At 64.1% G+C, this 23,284-nt stretch carries 22 protein-coding genes; 5 read left to right on the top strand and 17 right to left on the bottom strand.

The genetic code is table 11. The features are described 5' to 3' along the window. Positions 1-80: 80 nt before the first annotated feature. From rpsJ to B5G28_RS03305, 7 genes are all read right to left on the bottom strand, one after another. Complete coding sequence (rpsJ, locus tag B5G28_RS03335) at positions 81-392, bottom strand: 30S ribosomal protein S10 (protein ID WP_087231854.1); 312 nt, start codon at positions 390-392, stop codon at positions 81-83. Between the two features lie 638 nt (positions 393-1,030). Further along, a complete protein-coding gene (locus B5G28_RS03330) occupies positions 1,031-2,776 on the bottom strand; it encodes an NFACT RNA binding domain-containing protein (protein ID WP_087246316.1) in 1,746 nt (581 codons plus the stop codon). A 33-nt stretch (positions 2,777-2,809) separates the two neighbouring features. Next, a complete protein-coding gene (locus B5G28_RS03325) occupies positions 2,810-3,589 on the bottom strand; it encodes a Nif3-like dinuclear metal center hexameric protein (RefSeq protein ID WP_087246315.1) in 780 nt (259 codons plus the stop codon). A 4-nt stretch (positions 3,590-3,593) separates the two neighbouring features. Beyond that, a complete protein-coding gene (locus tag B5G28_RS03320; RefSeq protein ID WP_087246314.1) occupies positions 3,594-4,244 on the bottom strand; it encodes a class I SAM-dependent methyltransferase in 651 nt (216 codons plus the stop codon). 1 nt (position 4,245) lies between these two features. Next, the gene (locus B5G28_RS03315) at positions 4,246-4,503 is read right to left on the bottom strand and encodes a DUF1858 domain-containing protein (protein ID WP_087246313.1); all 258 of its coding nucleotides are present in this window, start codon (positions 4,501-4,503) and stop codon (positions 4,246-4,248) included. A 145-nt stretch (positions 4,504-4,648) separates the two neighbouring features. Further along, a complete protein-coding gene (locus B5G28_RS03310; protein ID WP_087246312.1) occupies positions 4,649-4,936 on the bottom strand; it encodes a zinc-ribbon domain containing protein in 288 nt (95 codons plus the stop codon). Between the two features lie 345 nt (positions 4,937-5,281). Then, complete coding sequence (locus tag B5G28_RS03305; protein ID WP_087246311.1) at positions 5,282-6,487, bottom strand: acetate kinase; 1,206 nt, start codon at positions 6,485-6,487, stop codon at positions 5,282-5,284. A gap of 239 nt (positions 6,488-6,726) precedes the next feature. Between B5G28_RS03305 and B5G28_RS03300 the strand changes: the two genes are divergently transcribed. Further along, a complete protein-coding gene (locus B5G28_RS03300) occupies positions 6,727-7,926 on the top strand; it encodes a nucleotidyltransferase family protein (RefSeq protein ID WP_087246310.1) in 1,200 nt (399 codons plus the stop codon). A gap of 44 nt (positions 7,927-7,970) precedes the next feature. Here the strand turns inward: B5G28_RS03300 and B5G28_RS03295 are convergent, their stop codons facing one another. The 4 genes from B5G28_RS03295 to B5G28_RS03280 all read right to left on the bottom strand — a co-directional run bounded on the left by B5G28_RS03295 (position 7,971) and on the right by B5G28_RS03280 (position 12,435). Then, positions 7,971-9,665: an ABC transporter ATP-binding protein gene (locus tag B5G28_RS03295; protein ID WP_242967449.1), complete on the bottom strand. Its 1,695-nt coding sequence runs from the start codon at positions 9,663-9,665 to the stop codon at positions 7,971-7,973. A gap of 176 nt (positions 9,666-9,841) precedes the next feature. Then, positions 9,842-10,561, bottom strand: a complete 720-nt coding sequence (locus tag B5G28_RS03290) for a YggS family pyridoxal phosphate-dependent enzyme (RefSeq protein WP_087246308.1) — start codon at positions 10,559-10,561, stop codon at positions 9,842-9,844. Between the two features lie 8 nt (positions 10,562-10,569). Then, the gene (locus tag B5G28_RS03285) at positions 10,570-11,130 is read right to left on the bottom strand and encodes a TIGR01440 family protein (RefSeq protein ID WP_087246307.1); all 561 of its coding nucleotides are present in this window, start codon (positions 11,128-11,130) and stop codon (positions 10,570-10,572) included. Positions 11,131-11,148: 18 nt separating this feature from the next. Continuing rightward, entirely contained in the window at positions 11,149-12,435 is a 1,287-nt protein-coding gene (locus tag B5G28_RS03280) for an SMP-30/gluconolactonase/LRE family protein (RefSeq protein WP_087246306.1), read from the bottom strand. A gap of 297 nt (positions 12,436-12,732) precedes the next feature. Between B5G28_RS03280 and B5G28_RS03275 the strand changes: the two genes are divergently transcribed. The 4 genes from B5G28_RS03275 to B5G28_RS14790 all read left to right on the top strand — a co-directional run bounded on the left by B5G28_RS03275 (position 12,733) and on the right by B5G28_RS14790 (position 16,200). Beyond that, a complete protein-coding gene (locus B5G28_RS03275) occupies positions 12,733-13,419 on the top strand; it encodes a response regulator transcription factor (RefSeq protein WP_087246305.1) in 687 nt (228 codons plus the stop codon). Positions 13,420-13,422: 3 nt separating this feature from the next. After that, entirely contained in the window at positions 13,423-14,946 is a 1,524-nt protein-coding gene (locus tag B5G28_RS03270) for a HAMP domain-containing sensor histidine kinase (protein ID WP_087246304.1), read from the top strand. 122 nt (positions 14,947-15,068) lie between these two features. Beyond that, positions 15,069-16,022, top strand: a complete 954-nt coding sequence (locus tag B5G28_RS03265; RefSeq protein ID WP_087246303.1) for a pectinesterase family protein — start codon at positions 15,069-15,071, stop codon at positions 16,020-16,022. 16 nt (positions 16,023-16,038) lie between these two features. Then, entirely contained in the window at positions 16,039-16,200 is a 162-nt protein-coding gene (locus B5G28_RS14790; RefSeq protein WP_204228802.1) for a hypothetical protein, read from the top strand. Between the two features lie 53 nt (positions 16,201-16,253). Here the strand turns inward: B5G28_RS14790 and B5G28_RS03260 are convergent, their stop codons facing one another. The 6 genes from B5G28_RS03260 to B5G28_RS03235 form a co-directional block, all read right to left on the bottom strand. Next, positions 16,254-18,566: an ATP-dependent Clp protease ATP-binding subunit gene (locus B5G28_RS03260; RefSeq protein WP_087246302.1), complete on the bottom strand. Its 2,313-nt coding sequence runs from the start codon at positions 18,564-18,566 to the stop codon at positions 16,254-16,256. Between the two features lie 40 nt (positions 18,567-18,606). Next, entirely contained in the window at positions 18,607-19,251 is a 645-nt protein-coding gene (locus B5G28_RS03255; RefSeq protein WP_242956752.1) for a hypothetical protein, read from the bottom strand. Positions 19,252-19,407: 156 nt separating this feature from the next. Continuing rightward, entirely contained in the window at positions 19,408-20,652 is a 1,245-nt protein-coding gene (locus tag B5G28_RS03250) for a DUF5711 family protein (protein ID WP_204228801.1), read from the bottom strand. Positions 20,653-20,685: 33 nt separating this feature from the next. Continuing rightward, positions 20,686-21,435: a tRNA pseudouridine(38-40) synthase TruA gene (gene truA, locus B5G28_RS03245; RefSeq protein ID WP_087246300.1), complete on the bottom strand. Its 750-nt coding sequence runs from the start codon at positions 21,433-21,435 to the stop codon at positions 20,686-20,688. 110 nt (positions 21,436-21,545) lie between these two features. Then, on the bottom strand, positions 21,546-22,361 hold the full coding sequence (locus B5G28_RS03240) for an energy-coupling factor transporter transmembrane component T (protein ID WP_087246299.1): 816 nt from the start codon (positions 22,359-22,361) through the stop codon (positions 21,546-21,548). Continuing rightward, positions 22,358-23,281: an energy-coupling factor transporter ATPase gene (locus tag B5G28_RS03235; protein WP_087246298.1), complete on the bottom strand. Its 924-nt coding sequence runs from the start codon at positions 23,279-23,281 to the stop codon at positions 22,358-22,360. The genes B5G28_RS03240 and B5G28_RS03235 overlap by 4 nt, the downstream gene beginning before the upstream one ends. Positions 23,282-23,284 lie beyond the last annotated feature (3 nt).

Raw genomic sequence — 23,284 nt, 5'->3', positions numbered from 1 at the left:
CTGTAAAGGTTATTGGTTGGCGGCGCACGTCACCGCCAACATGACCCCTCGGGAAACGAGGGCATCGATGAAGCCAAGCCTTACAGCTTGATCTCGATGTCCACGCCAGCGGGGAGCTGGAGGCTCATCAGAGCCTCGACCGTCTTGTTGGACGGCTTCAGAATGTCGATCAGACGCTTGTGGGTGCGGCTCTCGAACTGCTCGCGGCTGTCCTTGTACTTGTGGGTTGCACGCAGGACGGTGACCACTTCGCGGTCGGTGGGCAGGGGGATGGGGCCGGACACGCGGGCGCCGGTGCGCTTTGCGGTCTCAACGATCTTCTCTGCTGCTGCATCGATGAGCTGAACGTCGTAGCTCTGAAGACGGATTCTGATCTTTTCCTTGACTGCCATTTGGTTGTGCCTCCTGATAATGTGTAGTATGGGCAACTCGATCAATCACTGCACACTGTTCCGGGTGTCTCACGTCTTCGCATTAGAAAAGCCGGTAAACCGCCACGCAGTTTTCCCGGAAAGAAATCTAGCAAAGACAAGTGGACATTGGTCCGCGTCGCAGCCATGCTGCGGGGACATATCCCTTCACTGTCAGTAATTCTTTCGCCCGGTTCTTAGATCGGACATACTCCGCGGAAATAACCCGACTCGGCACCGCCGGCCGGCAACCTCCCGCATCATCGCATATCGTGGCCTGCACGACTTGTATCGCACAAGCCCTTTGCAGCCGTCAAGTATTTTACCATACTTAGACCTGTTTTGCAAGACCTTTTTTGAAAAAAATCAAACTTTTTTGCGAGGGATTTTTAACCCTCTGCCGTCAAAGTCCGGCCGCGGTCCCGCGCGGCGTCCTGCCTCCCTATGATACTATAAATTGCGTTCCAGCGCAAGAGGCAAACCCACAATTTCCACAAAAAACTTGCTTTATTTTTGGCGGGCCAGACAGTTTGGGCCGCCATCCCGTCTGAACAAGCTCTCCCCCGCCCTTCCGGACAGCACAAAACCCCGCCCTGAAACCAGGGCGGGGCGGATTTCCGTTACTTTTTGTGCAGTTTGTCCATCAGGGACGGGTCGGGGGTGATGTAGGCCGTCTCGTACTTTTCGTAGAGGACCATGCCGGGCTTCAGGTCGCCGGTCTTGCGGATGTTCTTCACCTCAGTGTAGTCCACCGCCACCTTGACTCCCTTGGCCTGGCTGGAATGGAGAACCGCCAGCTGGGCGGCCTCCTCCCGGGTGCGGTCGGGAATGTCCTGGCCGTTGCTCATCACCACCGTGTGGCTGCCGGGGGCGTTCTTGGTGTGGAACCACAGGTCCTTGCCCCGGGCGGTGTGGAGGGTGAGCCGCTCGTTCTGGATGTTGTTGCGGCCCACCAGAATCTCGAAGCCGTCGGAGGAGACGTACCGGTAGTAGTCGGCGGGCTTCTGCTTTTTGTCCCGCTGCTTGTAGTACTTGAGGTAGCCCTGGCTCTTGAGCTCGGCCCGAATCTCATTCAAAGCCGCCTCGCCCGGGGCGCTCTCCACCTCATAGAGGACGGTCTCCAGATAGGCGATCTCCTTCTCGCCCTCGGACAGCAGTTCCACCAGCATCCGGGCGGCGGTCTGCTTCTTCTTGTAGGCCTTGAAGAAGTTCTGGGCGTTCTGGCTGGGGGTGTAGCGGACATCCAGCGGGATGGTCACCTCTTTGCCCTCGTCGTACCAGTTGGGAACGGTGATGCTCTGCATCCCCTTCTCGGCCTGGTAGAGGTTGGCGGACAGGAGTTCGCCGTACAGCCGCAGCTGCTCGCTCTTTTCGCTGGCGGCCAGCTCCTCTTTCCGGGCGGCCTGCTTGCGGACGGCGCGCTCGTACATATTGTGGACCGCCTTGTGCAGCTCCTTGCTCTTGGTGCGCAGCCGCTCGGCCCGGTCCTTTTCGGCGTAGTAGCCCTCCAGCATCTCACAGAAGGACCCCCACTCCCGGATTTCATAGCCCGCGCCGTACTGCTGGGGCCGGAAGAAGGTAAATTCCAGCGGCTTGCCCTCAGGGCTCACCACGCTGCAGGGAGCGCCGCCGGCGGCGTGCTCGGCCTTCAGTTCCTCGATGGCGTCCAGCAGCCGGCGGCGCTGGCCTTCGTCCAGCTCGCAGGCGGTCAGCTCCTCCGGGCCAAAGGCCCGCCAGGCCACTTCCCGGCAGACCACCGGGCCCACCCCGGCCACCGTCCGGCTCAGGGCGCTGGCCACCGGCAGGTCCTTCTGGCAGGCCAGGGCCACCATGGAGGCAGCGCTGGCGGCCAGGAAGTCGGGCCGGGCCGGCTTGGGCGGAATGGTATAGGCCAGGCCGGGCAGCAGCTGCCGGATTTCGCTGTCCTCAAAGTCCACCCGCTTGAGGGCGTCGATGATCTTCCCGCTCTGGACCAGGACCAGGTTGGAGTAGCGGCCCATCAGCTCGGCGCAGAGGGTGTTGGTCACCAGGTCTCCCATCTCGTTGGTGCAGAGGAAGTCAAAGTAGACAATCCGGTCCCCCGGCTCCATCCGCACGGCGGTCAGCCGGCCGCCGGTAAGATGCTTCCGCATCAGCATGCAGAAGGAGGGCGGGGTCTCGGGGTTTTCAAAGCTCTCGTCGGTGAGGCAGACCCGGGCCGACCCGCTGCGGGCCGACAGGAGCAGGCTGTAGGTATCGGTGCGGGTGCGCAGGGTCAGAACCAGCTCGTCCCGCGTGGGCTCAAAAATCTTTGCAATTTTGGCGTCGGTCACCACGCGGCCCAACTCGGCCGCCGTCAGTGCCAGCGTTGCGGCATCCAGTGCCATGGTGTTCCCCCTCTCGTGTTCACGGAGTCCCCTTTACAAATAGGTAAAGGGGTCACGATTTTCCCGGCTGGCCACCGCCACCAGACCGGGTACTTCCTCCTGGAGGCGGGCCGCCAGGGCAGCGGCGGCCGGGTATTCGGTGGCGTAGTGTCCCGCCGCGATCAGTCCCAGGCCCAGCCGTTTGGCGTCGCAGGCGGCGTGGTGGCTGGCCTCGCCGGTCAGCAGGCAGTCGGCTCCCACCGCCAGGGCGTCCTCAAACATACTGCCCCCTGCCCCGCTGATGACCGCCAGCCGCCGGACCGGCCGGCCGTTGTCGGTGTACTTCACCTGGACCGCCGGCCCCTCCAGGGGCGGGACGCAGAAACATCCCAGACGGTCCTGGGCCAGAGCCGCCAGCTGGGGCACCGAAATGGGGTCAATCTCCCCCACCCGGCCACAGCCATTGGCGAAGGGCTCAGGGTCCCGCATGGCGAACAGCTCTGCCAGGATCTCATTGACGCCGCCCTCGGCGGCATCGTAATTGGTGTGCATGCAGATGGCCGAGATCCCCGCCTGCACCAACAGGAAGGGCACGTCCCGGCTGCTCAGCTTTTTCAGAGGCGAAAAGATCACCGGATGGTGGGAGACAATCATCTCGCAGCCCAGCCGGGCGGCTTCCTCCACCACCTCGGGGGTGATGTCCAGGGTGGTCAGGGCCCGGGTCACCGGCCGGCCGCAGTCCACCAGCAGGCCCACATTGTCCCAGCTCTCGGCCAGCTGGGGCGGGGCCAGCCGGGCCATGGCCTCATAAACCATTTGTACTGTGATCTCCATCGGTTCAGCCTCCTTGGATCAGTCGGTCCATCTCCTCTGCCTCGGGGGTGCCGTCCGGCACACCCCGCCGCAGTTTCACCAGTTTTTCCAGCTGCTTGGCGGCATAGCCTGCGGCCTCCGGCCACTGGCCGGTCTGGCCATAGAGGGCTTCGGCCAGGGTCAGGGTGCGGCGGACGCCGTCGTATTCGGCAGCCATCACCGCATACCACCGCCCCGCCGCCTCCACCGGGCGGTCACAGCAGAGCCGGAAGCCATGTTCCCCCAGCCAGCGGCGCAGTTCGTCGTGGCGGGTGGCGGGGATCAGCACCAGACGGGGCCCCTGGGGCGAAAACACCCAGGGGGCCGCCTCCAGCATTTCCCATGCGGTCTGGGCCGACACCCCCGCGATGACCACCGTCCCCACCTCGCCCGCAGACAACACAGAAAGACCGTCGCCCAGCCGAAGCTCGACGCGGTCTTGACAGTGTGCCGTCTCTACGGTCCGGCGGGCCTTGGCCAGAGGGCCAGGCCGCAGGTCGGAACCGATTACTTTGGGGTACAGGCCCGAACAGGCCAGCGCTGCGGTCAGCTTGCCGTGGTCACAGCCGATGTCCGCCACCGGCAGCCCCGGGCGCACCAGCGCCGCGGCCGCTGCCAGCCGTGCATCCAGGACCATCTCAGCCCTGGGCTTTGCCCGACAGATGGGCGTTCAGCTTCTGGAGCAGGGCGTCACAGTCCACGCCGTGGACGGCGCAGGCCTCCTCGATGCTCTCCCCACGGGAGGCAGGGCAGCCCAGGCAGTGCATGCCGATCTCCAGGAAGTAGGGAGCGGTGGTGCTGTCCATATCCAGAATGTCGCCGATGATGGTCTGGCGGGTCACCTGGAAGGGCTCATCGCTGTGGTTCTTGCGGACGGAATTGAAAATATCAAACATGACGCAGTTCCTTTCGTGCTGTCAGTGTGTCAATCGTGCTTCTATGATACCCCAAATGCCCCCGGCTTTGCAAGTAACCGGGTCACAATCACAAAAAGAGAGCTCCCGCTGTCCGGAGGCAGCAGGAGCCCTTCAGGGTTACAACTTAGTTCTGCTTGATGCGTGCGAAGCAGTCAGAGCAGTAGACGGGGCGGTCCTCGCGGGGCTGGAAGGGAACCTTGCAGGCCTTGCCGCAGGATGCGCAGACAGCGTCGTACATCTTGCGCTCGCCGGTGCTGGCGGGACGGACACCGTTCTTGCGGGCGTCACGGCAAGCCTTGCAGCGCTGGGGCTGGTTCTCAAAGCCGCGGGATGCATAGAACTCCTGCTCGCCAGCAGTCCAAACAAACTCCTTGCCGCAGTCCTTGCAAACTAAAGTCTTGTCTTCGAACATTGTAGTATCTCCTCTTGTTTTGTTCTTGCCCGCGGAAGGATTGGAACCACACCTTGGTTTTTGGGGACCATCGCGCCGATCGTAAGCTACCAGGGGCTTGAAGCATGATATCATCCTCGGGTCGAGGACTCCCTTATTGTACCCCGCTTTCCCCAATTTGTCAACCAAAAAACAGAGTCGTGCCGCGCAAATTCCATTTCCAGCCGGAGAAGCCGTACTTTTCATTTTGGCCGCAGGGCCGCCCGCATCAAAAAGGCCGCGCGCCCATACAGGCGTGCGGCCTTGGAATGTTCAAACAGGGGTCAGTACCCGGAAGGCTGGCCCGGCCTCAGCCGGAACAGCGGCTCAGTGCTGGTTTTCCAGAACTTCCTTGGTGTCGCGGGCGATCATCAGCTCCTCGTTGGTGGCGATGATGAGGGTGCGGACCTTGGAGCCCCAGGCAGTGATCTCGCAGACATCGCCCTGAGGATCGCGGTTCTTGTCGGTGTCGATGCGGATGCCCAGCCAATCCATGTGGTGGCAGATCTTGGCGCGGATGATGTCGTCATGCTCGCCGATGCCGCCGGTAAAGACGATGGCGTCCACGCCGCCCATGGAGGCAATGTAGCTGCCCACCACCTTCTTGATCTGGTAGGTCAGCATATCGATGGCCAGAGAAGCGCGGTTGTTGCCCTCGCGAGCAGCCTTCTCCACGTCGCGCATATCGCTGGAAACACCCGAGATGCCCAGCAGGCCCGACTTCTTGTTCAGGATCTCATCCAGCTCGTGGCCGGTGATGTCCAGGGTGTACTTCAGGTAGTTGACCACCGAGGGGTCCAGGTCGCCGCAGCGGGTGCCCATCATCAGGCCGGCCAGCGGGGTCATGCCCATGGAGGTATCCACCACGCGGCCCTGGTCCACAGCGGTGATGGAAGAACCATTGCCCAGGTGGCAGGTGATCAGCTTCAGGCGGCTGATGGGCTCCTCCAGGTAGTCGGCAGCCTTGTGGCTGACGTACTTGTGGCTGGTGCCGTGGAAGCCGTAGCGGCGGACGCCGTACTTGGTGTAGTAGTCGTAGGGGATGGCGTACATATAAGCCTTCGGGGGCATGGTGCTGTGGAAGGCGGTGTCGAACACAGCCACCTGGGGCACGTTGGTGCCGAAGACCTTGCGGGCGGTCTCGATGCCCAGGATGCCGGCGGGGTTGTGCAGAGGAGCCAGGGGGCTCAGCTCACGCAGGGTGGAGATGACCTCCTCGGTGATGAGGCAGCTGGACTGGAACTTCTCGCCGCCGTGGACCACGCGGTGGCCGATGGCGTCGATCTCCTCCACGCTCTCAATGCACTTGCCGGCGCCGGTGGTCATCTTCTTGATCACTTCGTTGAAGGCCTCAGTGTGGGTGGGGAAAATCGCGGGGGTGGTGGCCTTGTTCCCGTTGGCGTCATGGGTGATCATGCTGCTCTCCATGCCGATGCGCTCGCACAGACCCTTGCAGAGCACCTTCTCGCCGTCCATATCGATCAGCTGATATTTCAGGGAAGAAGAACCACAGTTGATAACCAGAATCTTCATCTTCGTGTAGCCTCCTGTTTCACATTGCGGTCAGCGGGGCGGCGCCCCCTGACAAAAATCCTTCCAAAGAAAAGCGCCAAGAGTCTGTTCCAACACGAAAAAGGCAGGGAATTTCCCTGACTGCCGCGCTTCGCAAACCATTGCGCTCTAATTATTTACATTATATAATAGAGCCAATGTCTTTTCAAGAGAAAAACACCAAAAAGGCAAAAACTTGTGTACAACATCCAGGAGGACCCATGGATTTTGCAGGCATCATAGCAGAATACGATCCCTTTCACAGCGGCCACGGCTGGCAGCTGGAGACCGCGCGGCAGATGGGAGCCCGTCATGTGGCGGTGGCCATGAGCTGCGGCATGACCCAGCGGGGCGCGCCGCCCCTTCTTCCCGAGCCGGTGCGTACCCAAGCCGCCCTGACGGCGGGGGCCAGCCTGGTGTTTGCCCTGCCGGCCCCCTGGGCCATGTCGGGGGCCGAGAGCTTTGCCCGGGCGGGGGTGTCTCTGCTGGCGGCGGCGGGGTGCGATACCCTGGTGTTTGGCGCCGAGACCCCCGACGCCGACCTGCTGACCCGGACCGCCCGGGTGCTGGCCTCCCTTGCGTACCGGGAAGCCCTGAAAGAGCAGCTGGCCGCCGGCGCCCGCAGCTTTGCCGCGGCCCGTCAGGCGGCGGTGGAACGGGTCTGCCCCGGGGCCGGGCTGGCCGACCTGCTGGACCGTCCCAACAACAACCTGGCGGTGGAGTACTGCAAGGCCATTCTGGAGCTGGATGCCCCTCTGACCCCGGCGCCCCTTCCCCGGCAGGGCGCCAACCACGGCCAGGCCCAGACCGCAGGCCGGTACGCCAGTGCCAGCGCCCTGCGGGCCCTCTGGGCGGAGCAGGGCCCCGAGGCACTGGCCCCCTATGTGCCGGCCTCTGCCCTGCATCTCTACCGGGAAGCCTATGCCGCCGGGCAGTACACCGACTTTTCGGCGGTGAGCCTGGCAGCCCTCTCCCGGCTGCGGGCCCGGCGGGATTTCGCCGGGGTGCGGGGCGCCAGCGAAGGGCTGGAACACCGCCTGCGGGAGAGCGTCCGCTCGGCGGTAACCCTGGAAGGGCTGTGGGACGCCCTGACTACCGTCCGCTATCCCCGAGCCCGGATGCGCCGTCTGGTGATGGATGCGGTTCTGGGCTACGGCACCCCCGGGGCCGGGCCCGGCTGGCTGGCCCTGCCCTCCCTGCCCCCTTATCTGCACTTGCTGGGCGCCCGGCGGGAGGCCACCGGCCTGCTGGCCCGGGCCAGCCTTCCCCTCTCCCCCTCTCTGGCCCGGCTGGCTCAGGAGAATCCCGACTGTGCCCGGACGGTGGAGGCCCAGACTGCCGCCTCCGACTTCACCGCCCTTTGCCGCCGCGCCCCCCAGCCCATGGGGACCGCCTACACCCAGCCCCTCATCAAGCTGTAAACAAAACAGCGGAGCCCTCTTTACAGAAGGCTCCGCTGTTGTTTTCAAGACAGAAGGTCGTCCCCGGGCAGCTGGTTCCACAGGCGGTAATAAATCCCCTGTTTTGCCAGCAGTTCCTCGTGGGTGCCGTCCTCCAGAATCCCCTCCGACCCCAGAACCAGAATCCGGTCGTAGTCCTTGATGGTGGTGAGGCGGTGGGCGATGGTCAGGGTGGTGCGGCCATGGGCCAGCTTTTCCAGGCTCTGGCCCACCAGGATTTCGCTCTCGTTGTCCAGGGCGCTGGTGGCCTCATCCAGAATCAGGATGGGCGGGTTTTTCAGGAACACCCGGGCGATGGACAGCCGCTGTTTCTGGCCGCCCGACAGCTTGACGCCCCGCTCGCCCACATAGGTGTCGTAGCCGTCTTTCAGGGCCAGGATGAACTTTTCCGCTCCGGCCAGACGGGCGGCCTGGGCGATTTCCTCCCGGGTGGCTCCCGGCTTGCCGTAGGCGATGTTCTCGGCCACCGTCCCGCTGAACAGGTAGACGTCCTGCTGGACGATGCCAATGGCGCCCCGGAGGCTTTCCAGGGTCACCTTGCGGATGTCCTGGTCGTCAATGAAAATCTTGCCGGCGGTCACGTCGTAGAACCGGGGAATCAGATTGCACAGGGTGGTCTTGCCGCCGCCGGAGGGGCCCACCAGGGCCAGCCGCTGGCCCGCCGGGATGTCAATGCTGACGTTCCGCAGGACCTTGTTGTGGTCGTCGGGGTACTCAAAGCTGACGTGCTCCAGACGGATCTGTCCGGGGCCCGGCTTCAGGGGACCGGCGCCGGGGGCGTCCTGGATATCCACCGGGGTGTCCAGAATCTCAAAGAACCGCTCGATGCCGGTCATTCCCCGCTGGAACTGCTCGGCAAACTCCACAATCCGGCGGATGGTGGCGATCAGGGTGGAGACGTACAGGGAATAGGCCACCAGGTCGCCGGGGGTAATCCAGCCCTTCACCACAAAGATGCCGCCGCCCAGGATGGTCACCAGATACATCAGGCCGTCGAACATCCGGGTGGAGGTCTGGAAGGCCGCCATCACCCGGTAGCTGTTCTTTTTCAGCCGCTGGAAGGTGCCGTTGCCGGCCTCGAACTTTTCGTTCTCGGTCTTTTCGGCGCAGAAGGCCTTGACCACCCGCTCGCCCAGCAGGCTCTCCTCGATCTGGGCGTTGAGCTCGCCCACCTGGACCCGCTGGGCCCGCTGGGTGGCCCGCAGCCGGGTATTCAGCTTGATGGACACCACCGCCATCAGGGGCAGGCAGAGGAACAGCAGGGCGGTCAGGCCCAAGCTGTACCGGCTCAGGATGATGAAGCTGGCCACAATCTTCACCGCCGCGATGAAGAACTCCTCGGGGCAGTGGTGGGCGAACTCGGTGACGTCAAACAGGTCGTTGGTGATCCGGCCCATGATCTGGCCAATCTTGTTGTTGGAGTAATAGGCCACGCTGAGCCGCTGCAGGTGGGCAAAGGCATCCCGCCGCATATCCGTCTCAATGTAGACGCCCATCACATGGCCCATGTCGGCCATATAGTAGGCCGCCAGGCCGTCGATCAGCCGCAGCACAAAGTAGACAAAGCCCAGCTTGAGCACCACCCCCACCGTCAGGGCCGCCAGGTCGTTGACGGCGGTGTTGGTGATATACCGCAGAATCAGGGGCAGCACCAGGTCGCAGATACAGGTCAGGGCCGCGCAGAACAGGTCAAAGACCATGGTCCGCCAGTACTTCCGCTCATAGGGCCAGAACCGCCCCAGCAGCCGGGCCGCCGACGTATGCCGGGCGTTGGGGTCCCCATACTTGGGTTTTTCCACATCTTTCAAATCCACCATGTTGTTTCTCCCGTCGGTTTTACAAACCGTTTTCCTTTCATCCCCTCAAATGCCCGGTTTCAGCGGGTGCCATAGTCCCGGGCGCCGTAGATGGCGGTGCCGATCCGCACCAGGGTAGCCCCTTCCCGGATGGCGTTCTCATAGTCGCCGCTCATCCCCATGGAGAGGGTTTCCATCTTTACGTTGTCATAGCCCCGCTCCCCGGCCCGGACGAACAGCTTATACACCTGCGCCAGCAGGGCGCGGTTGACGTCGTCGTCCTCGTTCACCGGGGGAATGGCCATCAGACCCTTGACCCGCAGATGGGGCTGGGCCGCCGCCGTATCCAGCAGGGCCCACAGGGCTTCGGGCGGGACGCCGGTCTTGCTGGCCTCCTCCCCGATGTTCACTTCCAGCAGGATATCCTGGACCAGGTCCAGCTTGGCGGCCTCCTTTTCCAGCGCCAGCACCAGCCGTTCACTGTCCACGCTCTGGATCAGAGAGGCCCGGCCCAGCACCTTCTTGATCTTATTGGTCTGCAGGTGGCCGATGAAGTGGGCCGGCTTGCCGCAGTAGGCCCCGGCGTCGTAGTTGACGCACAACTCCTGCACATGGTTTTCCCCAAACAGATCGATGGGCAGCTGGGCGCTCAGGGCGATGGTCTCAGGGGTATGGGTCTTGCAGGCGGCGCACAGCTGGACGCTGGCCGGGTCCCGCCCGGCCTGGCGGGCTGCGTCATCCATCCGGCGGCGAATCTCCGCCACCGCCTGGGCCATTTGTTCCAAATTCCGTTCCGGCATAGCTTGTCTCAGTCCTCCTCGGTGTATTTGGCCCGTTCCCCGCCGATCAGCTTGGGGCGGGTGCGGGCGCAGAGCAGAATGGCGCGGCCAATGTGGTCCAGCGACAGCCGCACCGGCACCGCCACTGCCCGCAGGTGCATCCCGATCAGGGTGCCGCCAATGTCCATGCCCGCGTGGGCCCGGATGGCTTCCACCGCCACCGGGTGTTCAAAGTGCTTCCAGCAGGTGGTGGCCCAGCTGCCGCCGGCATGGGGCCGGGGCACCACGCAGACTTCCTCCCAGCCGTGGGCCTCGGCGGCCTGCCGTTCCAGGATGATGGCCCGGTTCAGGTGTTCGCAGCACTGGGCTGCCAGCCAGACGCCCCGCTGGGCCAGCACCGGCGCAATGCCCTCGTAGACGGCGGCGGCCGCCTCCATGCTGCTGTCGTGGCCGATGTGGCCTCCCACAATCTCACTGGAGGAACAGCCCACCACAAACACGTCCCCCGGCCGGAGGTTGGCCTGAGCCAGCAATTCCTCCACAGCCTGCCGCGCCTGGGCGGTGATCTCCATCTTTTCTTGTTCCGTCATACAAAAACGCCTCTTTTCTCAAAACCGGAAGTAATAAACATCCCGGTCTGTACCAGACATATACAAGCGATTGCCGCTGGCGGCCGCCGCCCAGCCCGCCACGTCGTCGGAGGCATAGGCCGCCTCCAGATTTCCGTCGGCGTCAAAGCTCTGGGCCGCGGTGGCGCTGTCTCCAAACAGCCCCTGCTGAACCCCCCGGGGCAGGCGGGCAGCAATCCCCCGCAGGCCCGGGTCCTGGGCCCGGCTTTCCAGCCAGTCCGCCTGGTTCCAGCGATAGGCCGCATAGACGCTGCCGTCGGCGTCCGCCGTCAGGGCGGCGGGATAGCCGGGCAGGTCCCCCGCAAAGAGTGTGCAGCCCTTGCCGCCGGCGGTCAGGTCCCGGCTGGCGGGGTCCACCGCCCAGATGCAGCGGCTGGCCAGGTCGGCCACATAGAGGGTCTCGCCGTCGGGGGCCAGGGCCAGCCCGGCCGCGCCGGCCACTTCACCCAGCACCGGCTGCACCGTCCGGGCCGCCGGGTCATAGACATAGACCCAGCCGGTGGCGGTATGGCCGATCAGCTCAGCCCGCAGGGCTTCCTCCATGGTGCCGGCTTTGGGGGTCAGGCGGACCGCCTCGGTGAAATACACCTTGCCCGCCGCGTCCACCGTCACCGCCGCCGGGTAGGACAGGGCCCGGCCGTCGATCTGGTTCACCACCTGTTCGGTGGCGGCGCCCCAGTCGTCGTGGGACACCCGGCAGAGGGCTCCGCCCTCATCGGTGAGGCGGGTGTACCAGATATCCCCCTCCCCGTCAAAGGCAAAGGAGGTGACGACCCCTTTTTCGGTCAGCACCACCGTCAGGCCAGTGCCGTCCTCCCGCATCCGCAGCAGGGTGCTGCCCTGGCCCTCCTGGGGCCGGGCGGCCAGATAGATCCAGCCGTCCTCCACCTGGATGCAGTCGGGGGTCTGGTAGCCCTCCAGGGTCAGGGAGGCCGTCTCGGCCACCGATGCCCCGCCCTGGGGCGCCTGGGCGGCGGGCAGGGTGTAGCTATGGGGTTCGGCCTCAATGGGGCGGAACCCCAGCGTATACACCAGAGCCGCCGCCATCAGCAGGGCGAACACGGCAGCCGCCACCTGGAACCGGTGCAGGATGAAATCCCGCCGGGCCCGCCGGGCTTCCTCCCAGGCGGCACGGCGGCGCGCCTCCTCGGCGCGGCTGGCCTGGAACCGGCGGGAATACCGGGACAGCCAGGCGAAAAGCCCCGGCCCGAAAATCACCAGAACGATGAACAGGATCAATACAATTTCTGTCAGTCCCAAACGCATGGATGTGGTTCCTTTCTTTTGCCTTCCGGGCCGCGGGCGCGGCAGAAAGAGTAGTCGGCTTTAGTATACCGCATCTGGGCCCTCCGGCGCAAGTGCGGCCGGGATTTTGGATTGCGCCGTCCCCGGCGGCTGTGCTACAATGAAGACAGCTCATCTCATCTTTTCCAAAGGATTCACCCAAAGTTCACACTTCTTCACATTTTCCGTATTATTATGTAATTGTGATAAGATATTGTGAAATGGGTCCGGCCGCCCCGGCCGGGCATTTCAACATCAGAAATGGAGGACCCCCGCCCTATGGCTAAGATATTGATCGTCGACGACGAACCCCGCATCCGGGAACTGATCCGGGAGCACCTGCAGTACGCAGGCTACACCTGCGAAGAGGCCGCCGACGGCTCGGCCGCTCTGGCCCAGGTCACCAGCTCCAGCTACGACCTGGTGATTCTGGACCTGATGATGCCCTTTATGGACGGCATGACCTGCCTGCGGGAAATGCGCAGCCGCCACATCAACACCCCCGTCATCATCCTGACCGCCCGCGGCGAGGAATACGACAAGCTGGCCGGCCTGGAGGGCGGCGCGGACGACTATGTGGTCAAGCCCTTCTCCCCCCGGGAGCTGGTGGCCCGGGTCAAGGCGGTGCTCAACCGCACCCTGGCCCATCCCGACACCGCCGCCACCGTCATGACCTTTGGGGAGCTGTCCATCGACACCGCCAGCCACACCGTCAAGGTGGGCGGCGAGGAAGTCAGCCTCACCCCCAAGGAGTTTGACCTGCTGGTCTTTTTGGCCTCCAACAAGGGGATCGCCCTCTCCCGTGAGAAAATTCTGCAGAAGGTTTGGAACTACGACTATTTCGGCGAGGACCGCACCGTGGACACCCACGTCAAGATGCTGCGCGGGCATCTGGGGGCCTGCCGCAGTTACATTGTGACCGTCTGGGGCATCGGCTATAAGTTCGACCCCGACGCCCACCGGTAATCCATGCACCGCCTCAAACCGCCCCGGGCCGCCACCCCAGGCATCCGCGCCCAGCTGATGCTGTTCCTCGCCTTCATCTGCCTTCTGCTGCTGGGGCTGTACTGGTTTTTGTCCACCCAGCTGCTGGAGCCCCTCTACAACCGCCGCATTGAAAACCAGCTGGCCGACCAGGCCGACGAGATCGTCACCCTCATTCAGGATACCCAGGACGAGGGCGGCATCATTTCCAGCTGGGATTTCGGCATCCTGATGGTGGACAGCACCTTCCGCACCAAGCTGTATGAGAGCCTTTCGGCCAACACCCAGCTGACCAACTTCTGTGTGGACATCTCCGACTCCACCCTCCGCAGCGTCATCACCATCGAAAACCTCTACCCCTGCCTGCTCCACAACAGCACCCTGTCCTCCAAGTCGGACAGCAGCAGCTTTTCCTGGGACAAATCCACCGTCATTGAGATGCGCCGGGCCTGCCGTTCCAACGGCAGCTGGCTCCAGGTGCTGAACACCAGCGGCGGTTCCTCCCAGGTGGTGGTGGGCCGGATGAGCCTGGACGGGACCTATTCGGTGCTGGTTTCCACCAGCCTGGTCCATGTGGCCGAGGCCGGACAGGTGCTCAGCGACATGCTGCCCCTCATCGCCATCCTGGTGTTTGCCTTTGCCCTGGCGGCGGCCTGGCTGTTCAGCCAGTGGTTCACCCGCCCCCTGCGGGAACTGTCCGCCGCGGCCCGCCAGGTGGCCCAGGGAGACTATTCGGTCCATGTGGAGCCCAACCGGCGGGACGAGCTGGGCACCCTGGCCGAGGACTTCAACCACATGGCCCGGGAGGTCCAGCGGGCGGCCCAGATGCAGCGCGACCTGCTGGCCAACGTCTCCCACGACCTGCGCACCCCCCTCACCCTCATCAAGGGCTATGCCGAGACGGTGCGCGACATCACCGGCGACGACAAGCCCCATCGGGACGAGCAGCTGAACATCATTGTGGACGAGACCGACCGTCTAACCGCCCTGGTGTCCAGCGTCATGGAGCTGAGCAAGGTGACCAGCGGCGCCGACAAGTGCGAGATGGTCCGCTTTGACATGGGCCAGCTGTGCGACGAGGTCAGCGAGCGCTACGACGCCGTCTGCGCCCAGAACGGCTGGACCCTCCAGCTGGAGCTCCCTGACCAGCCCCTGGAAGTGTTCGCCGATCCCACCATGATCGAGCGGGCCCTCCACAACCTGCTGGGCAACGCCATGCACCACATCGGCCCCGACGGCGTCTTTGTGCTGCGGGCCATGCCCTGTGAGGAAGGGGTCCGGGTGGAGGTGGAGGACCACGGCCCCGGCATCTCGGCCGAGGACCTGCCCTATATCTTCGAGCGGTACTACCGCTCCCGCTCCGACGCCGGCAAGGCCGGCACCGGCCTGGGCCTGTCCATTACCAAGGCCATCTTTGAACAGCACGGCTTCCGCTTCGGGGTCCAGAGCACGCCGGGCAAGGGTTCCACCTTCTGGTTCATCATGAAGCCCCCCGCCGGCGAGCACTAAGCCTCTCCCCCGGACGTATTGCATTCTGCGGTCCGGTTGTTGTATACTATTGGCATTCGTACTCATCCCACATCACACAGAGGGCCCCGGCGTGTCCTGCGCCCGGGCCCGGGGAGGCTGACATGCTTACCATCACTGTTGCGCGGGACGGCAGCGGCGACTTTGCCACCATCGGCGAAGCCGTCCAGGCCGTACCCTATGATCTGCCCGCCGAAATTTTGATCGGGCCGGGCACCTACCGTGAAAAGCTGGTGTGCGAAAAACAGCAGATCACCCTCAGAGGCGCCGGCATGGGCAAAACCCGCTTGGTCTGGGGGGACGGCGGCAAGCTGCCCCACATGGACGGGCGGCCCACCCACACCTTCCGCAGCTGGACTGCCTTTTTCAGCGGCGGCCAGGTGACGGTGGAAGATCTGACCATCGAAAATGACGCGGGCCCCGGCGCACAGGCCGGTCAGGCCATCGCGGCCTATGTGGACAGCCAGCAGGCGGTGTTCCGCCGGGTGCGGCTGCTGGGCAACCAGGACACCCTGTTCTGCGCTCCCCTGCCCGAAAAAGAGCGGGAGAAGGACGGCTTCCTGGGGCCCCGGGTCTTTGCACCCCGCCGGCCCAGCGCCCAGTATTACCAGGGCTGCGAGATCGCCGGTGATATTGATTTCATCTTTGGCGGCGGAGACGCCCTCTTTGAACAGTGCACCCTCCGCTCGGTGGACAACGGCGAGGGCAGCTGCCGCGGCTACGTCACCGCCCCCTCCACCGCCCCCGACGGGCTGGGCTTTGTCTTCTGGGACTGTGACTTTGTGTCGGACTGCCCCGCCGGCAGCGTCTATCTGGGCCGGCCCTGGCGGCCCGCCGGCAAAACCGCCGTCCTGGAATGCCGTCTGGGCCAGCACATCGCCCCGGCCGGCTTCTGCGCCTGGAACGGCCGTTCCGACTGGGACAAATCCACCTTTGTGGAGGAGGGCAACACCGGCCCCGGCGCCGTGGAACGGACCGGCGGCCTGGTCCGCACCCTGGACGTCACCGAGGCCGGCCGCCTGCTGAATCAGGCCCGCCGCCGCTGCCGCCCCCAATGAGAAAGGAAGTCAAACCATGAACCATCTGCCCAACTGGATGAAATGGCTGATTGTGGTCGTCGTCTTTGGGGTGATGGCCGCCCTGATGCTGGCGGTCAACGACCGGGCTTCCCGGGTGGATATGCCCGAGCCCGACACAACCTTTGGTATTTACAAATCCGCCAGCGAAACCGCATAATCGAACCAAAAAGGACCTGTCCCGGAAGGGACAGGTCCTTTTGTGTCGGTTGGTTATTTCAGGACGATCTTGCCGTCCTCGGCGTCCACCGTCAGGCTGCCGCCGCTGGTGAGCAGGCCGTCGATGATGCGGGTGGCTGCCTCGTCCTCCACCTGCTTGCGGATGATCCGCCGCAGGTCCCGGGCGCCGAACCTGCCGCCCTCGCACTGGGCCACCAGAGCCTTGACGGCTGCCGGGGTATAGCTGTAGGCGATGCCCTTGGCCTCCATGCCGGGGCGGTACTCCTCCAGCATCAGGCCGGCGATCCCCTCCAGGGTCTCGTCGCTCAGGGACTTGAAGACCACGATTTCGTCCACACGGCCCAGGAACTCAGGGCGCAGGAACTGGCGCAGGGCCTTCATGGTCTTGTCCTTGTTCATCTCCTCGGCGCTCTTGTTGAAGCCCAGACCGCCGGTGCCCTGCTCGGAAGAGCCGGCGTTGGAGGTCATGCAGATGACGGTGTTGGAGAAATCCACCGTCCGGCCCTGGGCGTCGTTGATCTTGCCCTCGTCCAGAATCTGAAGCAGGATGTTCAGCACATCGGGGTGGGCCTTCTCGATCTCGTCAAAGAGAACCACGCTGTAGGGGCGGCGGCGGACCTTTTCGGTCAGCTGGCCGGCCTCTTCATAGCCCACATAGCCCGGAGGCGAGCCGATCATCCGGGAGACGGCGTACTTCTCCATATATTCGCTCATGTCCAGCCGGATCAGCGGGTCGGGACCGGCGAACAGCTGGCTGGCCAGCTGCTTCACCAGCTCGGTCTTGCCCACGCCGGTGGGGCCCACAAAGATGAAGCTGGCGGGACGGCGGCGGCCGGCCAGGTCGGCGCGGCTCCGCTTGACGGCCTGGGCCACCAGGTGGACAGCCTCGTCCTGGCCGATGATCTTCTTTTTCAGCTCGTCTTCCAGGCCGGCCAGGCGGACGTACTCGGTCTCCCGAATCTTCACCGCCGGAATGCCGGTCCACAGCTCGATGACCCGGGCCAGATCCTCCATCGACACGGCGATCTCGCTGGCTGCGGCCTGACGGGCCGGCAGATCGGCCTCCAGCTGGGCAATGCGGGTCTTGCGCTCGGCCACCCGCTCATAGTCGATGGCCTCGTCGGTGCCCGCCGACTCCATGTCGGCCTCCTCCTGCTTCAGGGTTTCCAGCTCCTTCTGGGCTTCCAGATAGGCGGAAATCTCAGGGTGAGCCAGGTTGCAGCAGGCGCAAGCCTCGTCCAGCAGGTCGATGGCCTTGTCGGGCAGATAGCGGTCGGTAATATACCGCTCCGACAGGGTGACGGCTGCGCTGACCACCGCGGCAGGAACCTGCACATGGTGATAGTTCTCATAATAGCGCTTGATGCCGTTCATGACGGCGATGGTGTCCGAAATGCTGGGCTCCTCCACCCGCACCGGCTGGAATCGGCGCTCCAGGGCCTGGTCCTTCTCGATATACTTGCGGTACTCGGCAAAGGTGGTGGCGCCGATGACCTGAATCTCCCCGCGGGAGAGGGCGGGCTTGAGGATATTGCCCGCATTCATGGCGCCCTCGCTCTCGCCGGCGGCGGTGATGGTGTGAATCTCGTCGATGAACAGGATCACATTGCCCGCCTGACGCACTTCGTTCAGCAGGCCCTTGACCCGCTGCTCAAACTGTCCGCGGAACTGGGTGCCCGCCACCAGGGCGGTCAGGTCCAGCAGATAGATTTCCTTGTCCTTCAGCTGGGCCGGCACCTGGCCCCGGGCGATCCGCTCGGCGATGCCCTCGGCGATGGCGGTCTTGCCCACGCCGGCCTCGCCGATCAGACAGGGGTTGTTCTTCTGGCGGCGGGACAGGATCTGAATGGTGCGGTAGATCTCCCGGTCCCGGCCGATGATATCATCCAGCCGGCCGTCCCGGGCCTTGGCGGTGAGGTTCTCGCAGTAGGTGTCCAGGAACTTGCGGCGGGGCGGCTTTTTGCCGCTCTTGTTGTTTTTGCCGCCGGCATTGCCGGAACCGTTCTGGTCATCCTGCCCGGTCATGCTCAGGGGGAAAGTCGCGTTGCCGCCCGGCACAAAGCCGTCGTCTCCGCCTTCCTCGCTGCCCTCGTCGGGGGACATGCCCATCATCATGGCCAGGGGGTTGGCCCCTTCGCCCATCTCTTCCATCAGGCTGTCCATCCGGTCTTCCATGCTGTCCATGTCCTGGTCGGACAGGCCCAGCCGCTTCATCATATCTTCCACCGGCTTGATGTGCATTTCACGGGCACAGCGGAGGCAATAGCCCTCCTGCTTCATCTGCCCGTTCTCCATCCGCTGGACGAAGATGATTGCCGGTCTCTTTTTGCATCGAACGCAAGTCATAGCGTCTCCTTCCATCGTGAAACCCTCCCCCTCCTGTAAACTATACAAACGGGTTGATCTGGTTGAAAAGTTGGTACCAGAGGCTCCCGCCCAGGGCAGCCTCGTTGAGGAGGGGCAGATTGCCCCCCGAAATAATCATCAGCGCCCAGACCACGCACATTCCCAGGAACACATCGGCGAGGCCTGCCAGGGCTCCCACCACCATGCCCAGGGTGCGGTTGACGGCGCCCAGCACCGGCAGATGATTCACCAGGCCCAGCACCGTGACCAGGAGGCTGATGAGCATCCGCAGGGCGGCAAAGCAAAGAAAAAACAACACCAGCGAGAAAACCGGCGTCAACAGCGGACGAATCACATCCTGAACGATGGTGTCCGCCACCACCAGGGCGTTGTCGGTCAAAAGGCCGTCCAGCGCCCGCTGGCAGGCCTCCACCACCTGGCGGCGGATGCTCTCGGGCAGAAAGCCCGCGTACTGCTGGGCGATCCGGTTGAGGTCCACGGCGCCGCCCTCCGACAGGCTGACGGCGATCCGCTCCCGAAAACTGCCGGCAAAGAACCGGTCGAACAGGGCGCCCGATCCCCAGGATGCCAGCTGATGGGCCCCGATCAGGCTCAGCAGGTTGCCGCCGATCTGAACCACGGCGGCCAACAGTCCTTTGCGGGCGTAGTGAATGGCAAGGCCCAACCAGACTGCCGTACAAATAATATCAAAAAGAAATGACGGATTCATGAACATAGACGAAATTCTTTATCAGACAAGGTGTCAGAGTGCCAAAAGGCACTCCAGCCGGCATACCCTCCTCCAATGTTTCCCCAAAGCAGCCCATTTACCCCGGCCGCCTCACGCCGCAGGGGCAGCCGATGCCTCCGACGAGGCCGCATCCCCGGAGGTGTCCGGCGGGGTGATCCGCTGGACCATGTTGTCGGTAAAGACATACAGCCCGCTGCTGTTTGCCAGCATGGCGTGGGGCCGGGCCGACAGCGGAACGCTCCACTGATAGGTGCCGTCCATCCCGAAGCATTCCACCGAGCTGTCGCAGAGCAGGTAGAAGGCGTCGGTGCCCCGGGCGATGCCGTGGGCGGTGGGGACGGTGCCCTCATACTGGATGTTGAGTCCGCTGTCCATCAGCACCACGCTGCTGGACTGTCCGCTGCCGAACAGCACCGCCAATCCGCCGTTGGCGGTGGACAGACCCGCCACCGCCGCGCCGCCGAAGTCCCGGCGGCCCTGGGCGCTGCCGTCCGAGCCATAGAGGGCCGCGTGGCTGTCATAGACCGCCAGCAGCCGGGCATTGGACTGCCATTCCAGTTCCAGCGGCATGCTGCCCGCCTCGGCGGCCAGCAGCTGGGGTTCACCCACCCGCAGGTTCAGCAGATACAGGTTGGACACCACCTGTCCATCCTGGGCGGTGACGGTGGCCACCGCCAGCTGGGTGCCGTCGGGCGAAAAGGCCATCCGCATGGGGATGCCCTCGGTGGTGGTGAGGCTCCAGGTCAGCATCTCATCCCGGGCGTTGTCGTAGACCGTCAGCAGGGCCAGCTTGCGGACGTCGTCGGTGACCACCGCCAGCTCGCCCCCGTTGCTGAGGGCGCAGAGGAAAATCCCCCCGCCGGTCTGGCGGGTGTACAGTTCCCGGGTGCGGCTCTCCACCCGCAGCTCACTGCCCGAGCGGTTGTACAGTACAAAGCTGTTTTTCCCTGCCGCCAGGGCCGGCCGGGCATAGCCGGTGCCGATGTTGTTGAGGCGGGCGCCGCTGTTGGAGTAGACGGCGCAGCCGTCCTCCCCCAGCACCACAAAGCTGCCTCCCAGGGCCTCCACCTGATACACCGCTCCGGTGCCGGTCTGCTGGGGGAACCCCCGCTCCGGCATCAGGGCAATCCGCACCGTGTCGGCGAAGTCCTCCAGCGCCATCACCGAGGTATTCACCACGCCGGTGAGGTAGATGACCATTGCCGCCACCAGAATCACCAGCAGGGCGGTGCGCCGCAAACGGCGGTTCCGCAGGCGCTGGCGGGCCGCCTCGATGTATTCGATCCGCCCCGCAGACATCTCCTCTCTGCGGGCGCTCCGGCCGGTCTTTCTCATCCCTCTGCTTCCTTTCCTTGCGGCTGTACTCAGTTACAGCACGCCATAATCCACATGGTGCAAAAACAACCCCTTAGCCGGCAGGGTAGGCCCGGCGTTTTTGCGGTCGCGGCTGGCCAGAATGGCCGGCACCGCGTCGGGGTCCATCCGGCCCGCTCCCACCTCGCAGAGGGTGCCGGCCAGAATCCGGACCATATTGTACAGGTAGCCGTCGGCGGTCACCGTGATGCTGACGGTATCCCCCTGCCGGGTCACCTGACAATCGGTGATGGTGCGGACGGTGTCCCCGTGGGCCGCCGCCGAGCTGTGGGCCGCACACAGGGCCAGAAAATCGTGTTTGCCCACGAAATGGGCCGCCGCCTGCTGCATCCGGCCCTCGTCCAGGCGGCCGGGCATCCGGCAATAGTACCGCTCCTCAAAGGGGGAGTCGATGGGACTGTTGTGGATGCGGTAGAGATAGGTTTTGGTGTGGGCGGCGTACCGGGCGTGGAAGCCGTCCGGCACCTGCCGGGCCTTCAAAACCCGGATATCCCGGGGCAGCCTGGTATTGAGGGCCAGGGGGAATTTTTCGGGCGGGATGCGCACATCCGCCTCAAAGCTGAGGGCGAAACCCAGCGCATGAACCCCCGCGTCGGTGCGGCTGCACCCCTTGATGTCGGGGCGGAAGCCGATCACCGCCTCCAGTCCGTCCTGAAAGGCAGCCGCCACGCTCTGCCCGTTGGGCTGAACCTGAAAGCCGCAGTATTCGGTGCCGTCAAAGGCCAGTGTCAACAGCCAGGTCACAGGCCGCGCCTCCTTTCAAACTATCACAAATGCGGGGCGAAAAGGGGGAGATTTGCTCCCCCGTCCAAAAACAGGGCCGCCGGGCAGGCCCGGGGCCCCGTAACGCTGCATCAATAGTTGGGGAACACCAGCCGGGAGGCCAGAATCACCCCAAAGCAGACCAGGCAGAACACCAGGTCCAGATAGTCCTGGCGGCAGCACCGCAGGACCTTCAGACGGGTACGGCCCTCGCCGCCCCGGTAGCACCGGCACTCCATGGCCATGGCCAGCTCGTCCGCCCGGCGGAAGGCCGAGATGAACAGCGGAATCAGCACCGGCACCAGGGCCTTGACCCGGTCGGTGAGCTTGCCGGTGTCCAGCATGGCGCCGCGGGCCTTCTGGGCGTTCATGATCTTGTCGGTCTCCTCAATCAGGGTGGGGATGAACCGCAAAGCAATGCTCATCATCATGGCCAGCTCATGCACCGGGAAGTGCAGTTTGGCCAGGGGCCGCAGCAGGGCCTCGATGGCATCGGTGAGGACGATGGGGCTGGTGGTGTAGGTCAGCAGGCTGGTGCCCGCAATCAGGGCCGCCACCCGGACGCCCATGACGATAGCATAGCGGACGCCCTCGGCGTAGATGGTCAGAAAGCCCATCTGGAACAGCGGGTCCCCCTCGCCGCTGACGAAAAAGACGTTCAGCACCGCGGTGAACAGGATGATGGGCAGGATGGGCTTGAGGCTCCGGCCAATCATCTTGAGGGGGATCTGGGCCACCAGGTACATGGCGGCCAGAAAGACCACCGACAGCGCCAGGCCCAGAGGGTTGGAGGCGGCAAACAGCACCGCAATATAGACGATGGTCAGCACCAGCTTCAGCCGGGGGTCAAAGCGATGAACCGGGCTGTTGCCGGGGAAGTGCTGGCCAATGGTAATATCCCGAATCATTCAGCACAGCCCCCTTTCTCGGCGGCATGGGGCGCGCGGGACAGAGTCAGGCTCTCCCCCGCGTCGCGGCGGGCCTTGGCCTCCACGATCTTCTTGACCGCATAGGGAATGGTGTAGACGTCCGCCGGGACGTCAATCCCCATTTCCCGCAGTTTCAGGAAAATCTTGGTGACCTGGGGCACCGACAGACCCAGGGCCAGCAGTTCCTGGGCCCGGGCAAAGACATTCTCCACCGTGTCGTACATGGCCACATGCTTCTGGGCCATCACCAGCACCTTGTCCGCATAGCGGGCAATGTCCTCCATGCTGTGGGACACCAGCAGAACGGTGGTGCCGGTCTTTTTGTGGTAGGCCTTGATGGCCGAGAGGATGGAATCCCGTCCCTCGGGGTCCAGGCCGGCGGCAGGCTCGTCCAGCACCAGGATGCGGGGCTCCATGGCCATGACGCCCGCCACCGCCACCCGGCGCTTCTGGCCGCCCGACAGCTCAAAGGGGCTGCGCTGGAGCAGGGCCTGGTCCAGCCCTACGAATTTGGCGGCCTCCTGCACCCGGCGGTCCACTTCTTTGTCGTCCAGGCCCATGTTTTTGGGACCAAAGGCGATGTCTTTATAGCAGGTCTCCTCAAACAGCTGGTACTCCGGATACTGGAACACCAGGCCGGTGAGGAAGCGGAAATCCCGGATTTTGGCGGGGTCCTCCCAGACGTCGCGGCCATCGATGATGATTTTGCCGCTGGTGGGACGGTTGAGGCCGTTCATGTGGCCGATCAGGGTGCTTTTGCCCGAACCGGTGGCCCCGATGATGCCCACGAAGTCCCCTTCTTCCACCTCGAAGCTGACGTCGTCCAGCGCGGTGACCTCGCCGGGCATCCCCTTGTTGTAGATATAGGAAAGGTGTTCCACCTTGATGATGCTTGCCATATT

This window comes from Faecalibacterium sp. An77 (assembly GCF_002161315.1).
Classification (GTDB): Bacteria; Bacillota; Clostridia; order Oscillospirales; family Ruminococcaceae; genus Faecalibacterium.
Note: the sequence above shows the minus strand (reverse complement) of the source record. Positions and strands in the feature narration are given on the sequence as shown.

Excerpts from the sequence above, each read along its gene's own strand:
- rpsJ (WP_087231854.1), bottom strand. The coding sequence starts at position 392 with ATGGCAGTCAAGGAAAAGATCAGAATCCGTCTTCAGAGCTACGACGTT.
- B5G28_RS03330 (WP_087246316.1), bottom strand. The coding sequence starts at position 2,776 with ATGGCACTGGATGCCGCAACGCTGGCACTGACGGCGGCCGAGTTGGGC.
- B5G28_RS03325 (WP_087246315.1), bottom strand. The coding sequence starts at position 3,589 with ATGGAGATCACAGTACAAATGGTTTATGAGGCCATGGCCCGGCTGGCC.
- B5G28_RS03320 (WP_087246314.1), bottom strand. The coding sequence starts at position 4,244 with ATGGTCCTGGATGCACGGCTGGCAGCGGCCGCGGCGCTGGTGCGCCCG.
- B5G28_RS03315 (WP_087246313.1), bottom strand. The coding sequence starts at position 4,503 with ATGTTTGATATTTTCAATTCCGTCCGCAAGAACCACAGCGATGAGCCC.
- B5G28_RS03310 (WP_087246312.1), bottom strand. The coding sequence starts at position 4,936 with ATGTTCGAAGACAAGACTTTAGTTTGCAAGGACTGCGGCAAGGAGTTT.
- B5G28_RS03305 (WP_087246311.1), bottom strand. The coding sequence starts at position 6,487 with ATGAAGATTCTGGTTATCAACTGTGGTTCTTCTTCCCTGAAATATCAG.
- B5G28_RS03300 (WP_087246310.1), top strand. The coding sequence starts at position 6,727 with ATGGATTTTGCAGGCATCATAGCAGAATACGATCCCTTTCACAGCGGC.
- B5G28_RS03295 (WP_242967449.1), bottom strand. The coding sequence starts at position 9,665 with ATGGTCTTTGACCTGTTCTGCGCGGCCCTGACCTGTATCTGCGACCTG.
- B5G28_RS03290 (WP_087246308.1), bottom strand. The coding sequence starts at position 10,561 with ATGCCGGAACGGAATTTGGAACAAATGGCCCAGGCGGTGGCGGAGATT.
- B5G28_RS03285 (WP_087246307.1), bottom strand. The coding sequence starts at position 11,130 with ATGACGGAACAAGAAAAGATGGAGATCACCGCCCAGGCGCGGCAGGCT.
- B5G28_RS03280 (WP_087246306.1), bottom strand. The coding sequence starts at position 12,435 with ATGCGTTTGGGACTGACAGAAATTGTATTGATCCTGTTCATCGTTCTG.
- B5G28_RS03275 (WP_087246305.1), top strand. The coding sequence starts at position 12,733 with ATGGCTAAGATATTGATCGTCGACGACGAACCCCGCATCCGGGAACTG.
- B5G28_RS03270 (WP_087246304.1), top strand. The coding sequence starts at position 13,423 with ATGCACCGCCTCAAACCGCCCCGGGCCGCCACCCCAGGCATCCGCGCC.
- B5G28_RS03265 (WP_087246303.1), top strand. The coding sequence starts at position 15,069 with ATGCTTACCATCACTGTTGCGCGGGACGGCAGCGGCGACTTTGCCACC.
- B5G28_RS14790 (WP_204228802.1), top strand. The coding sequence starts at position 16,039 with ATGAACCATCTGCCCAACTGGATGAAATGGCTGATTGTGGTCGTCGTC.
- B5G28_RS03260 (WP_087246302.1), bottom strand. The coding sequence starts at position 18,566 with ATGACTTGCGTTCGATGCAAAAAGAGACCGGCAATCATCTTCGTCCAG.
- B5G28_RS03250 (WP_204228801.1), bottom strand. The coding sequence starts at position 20,652 with ATGAGAAAGACCGGCCGGAGCGCCCGCAGAGAGGAGATGTCTGCGGGG.
- B5G28_RS03240 (WP_087246299.1), bottom strand. The coding sequence starts at position 22,361 with ATGATTCGGGATATTACCATTGGCCAGCACTTCCCCGGCAACAGCCCG.
- B5G28_RS03235 (WP_087246298.1), bottom strand. The coding sequence starts at position 23,281 with ATGGCAAGCATCATCAAGGTGGAACACCTTTCCTATATCTACAACAAG.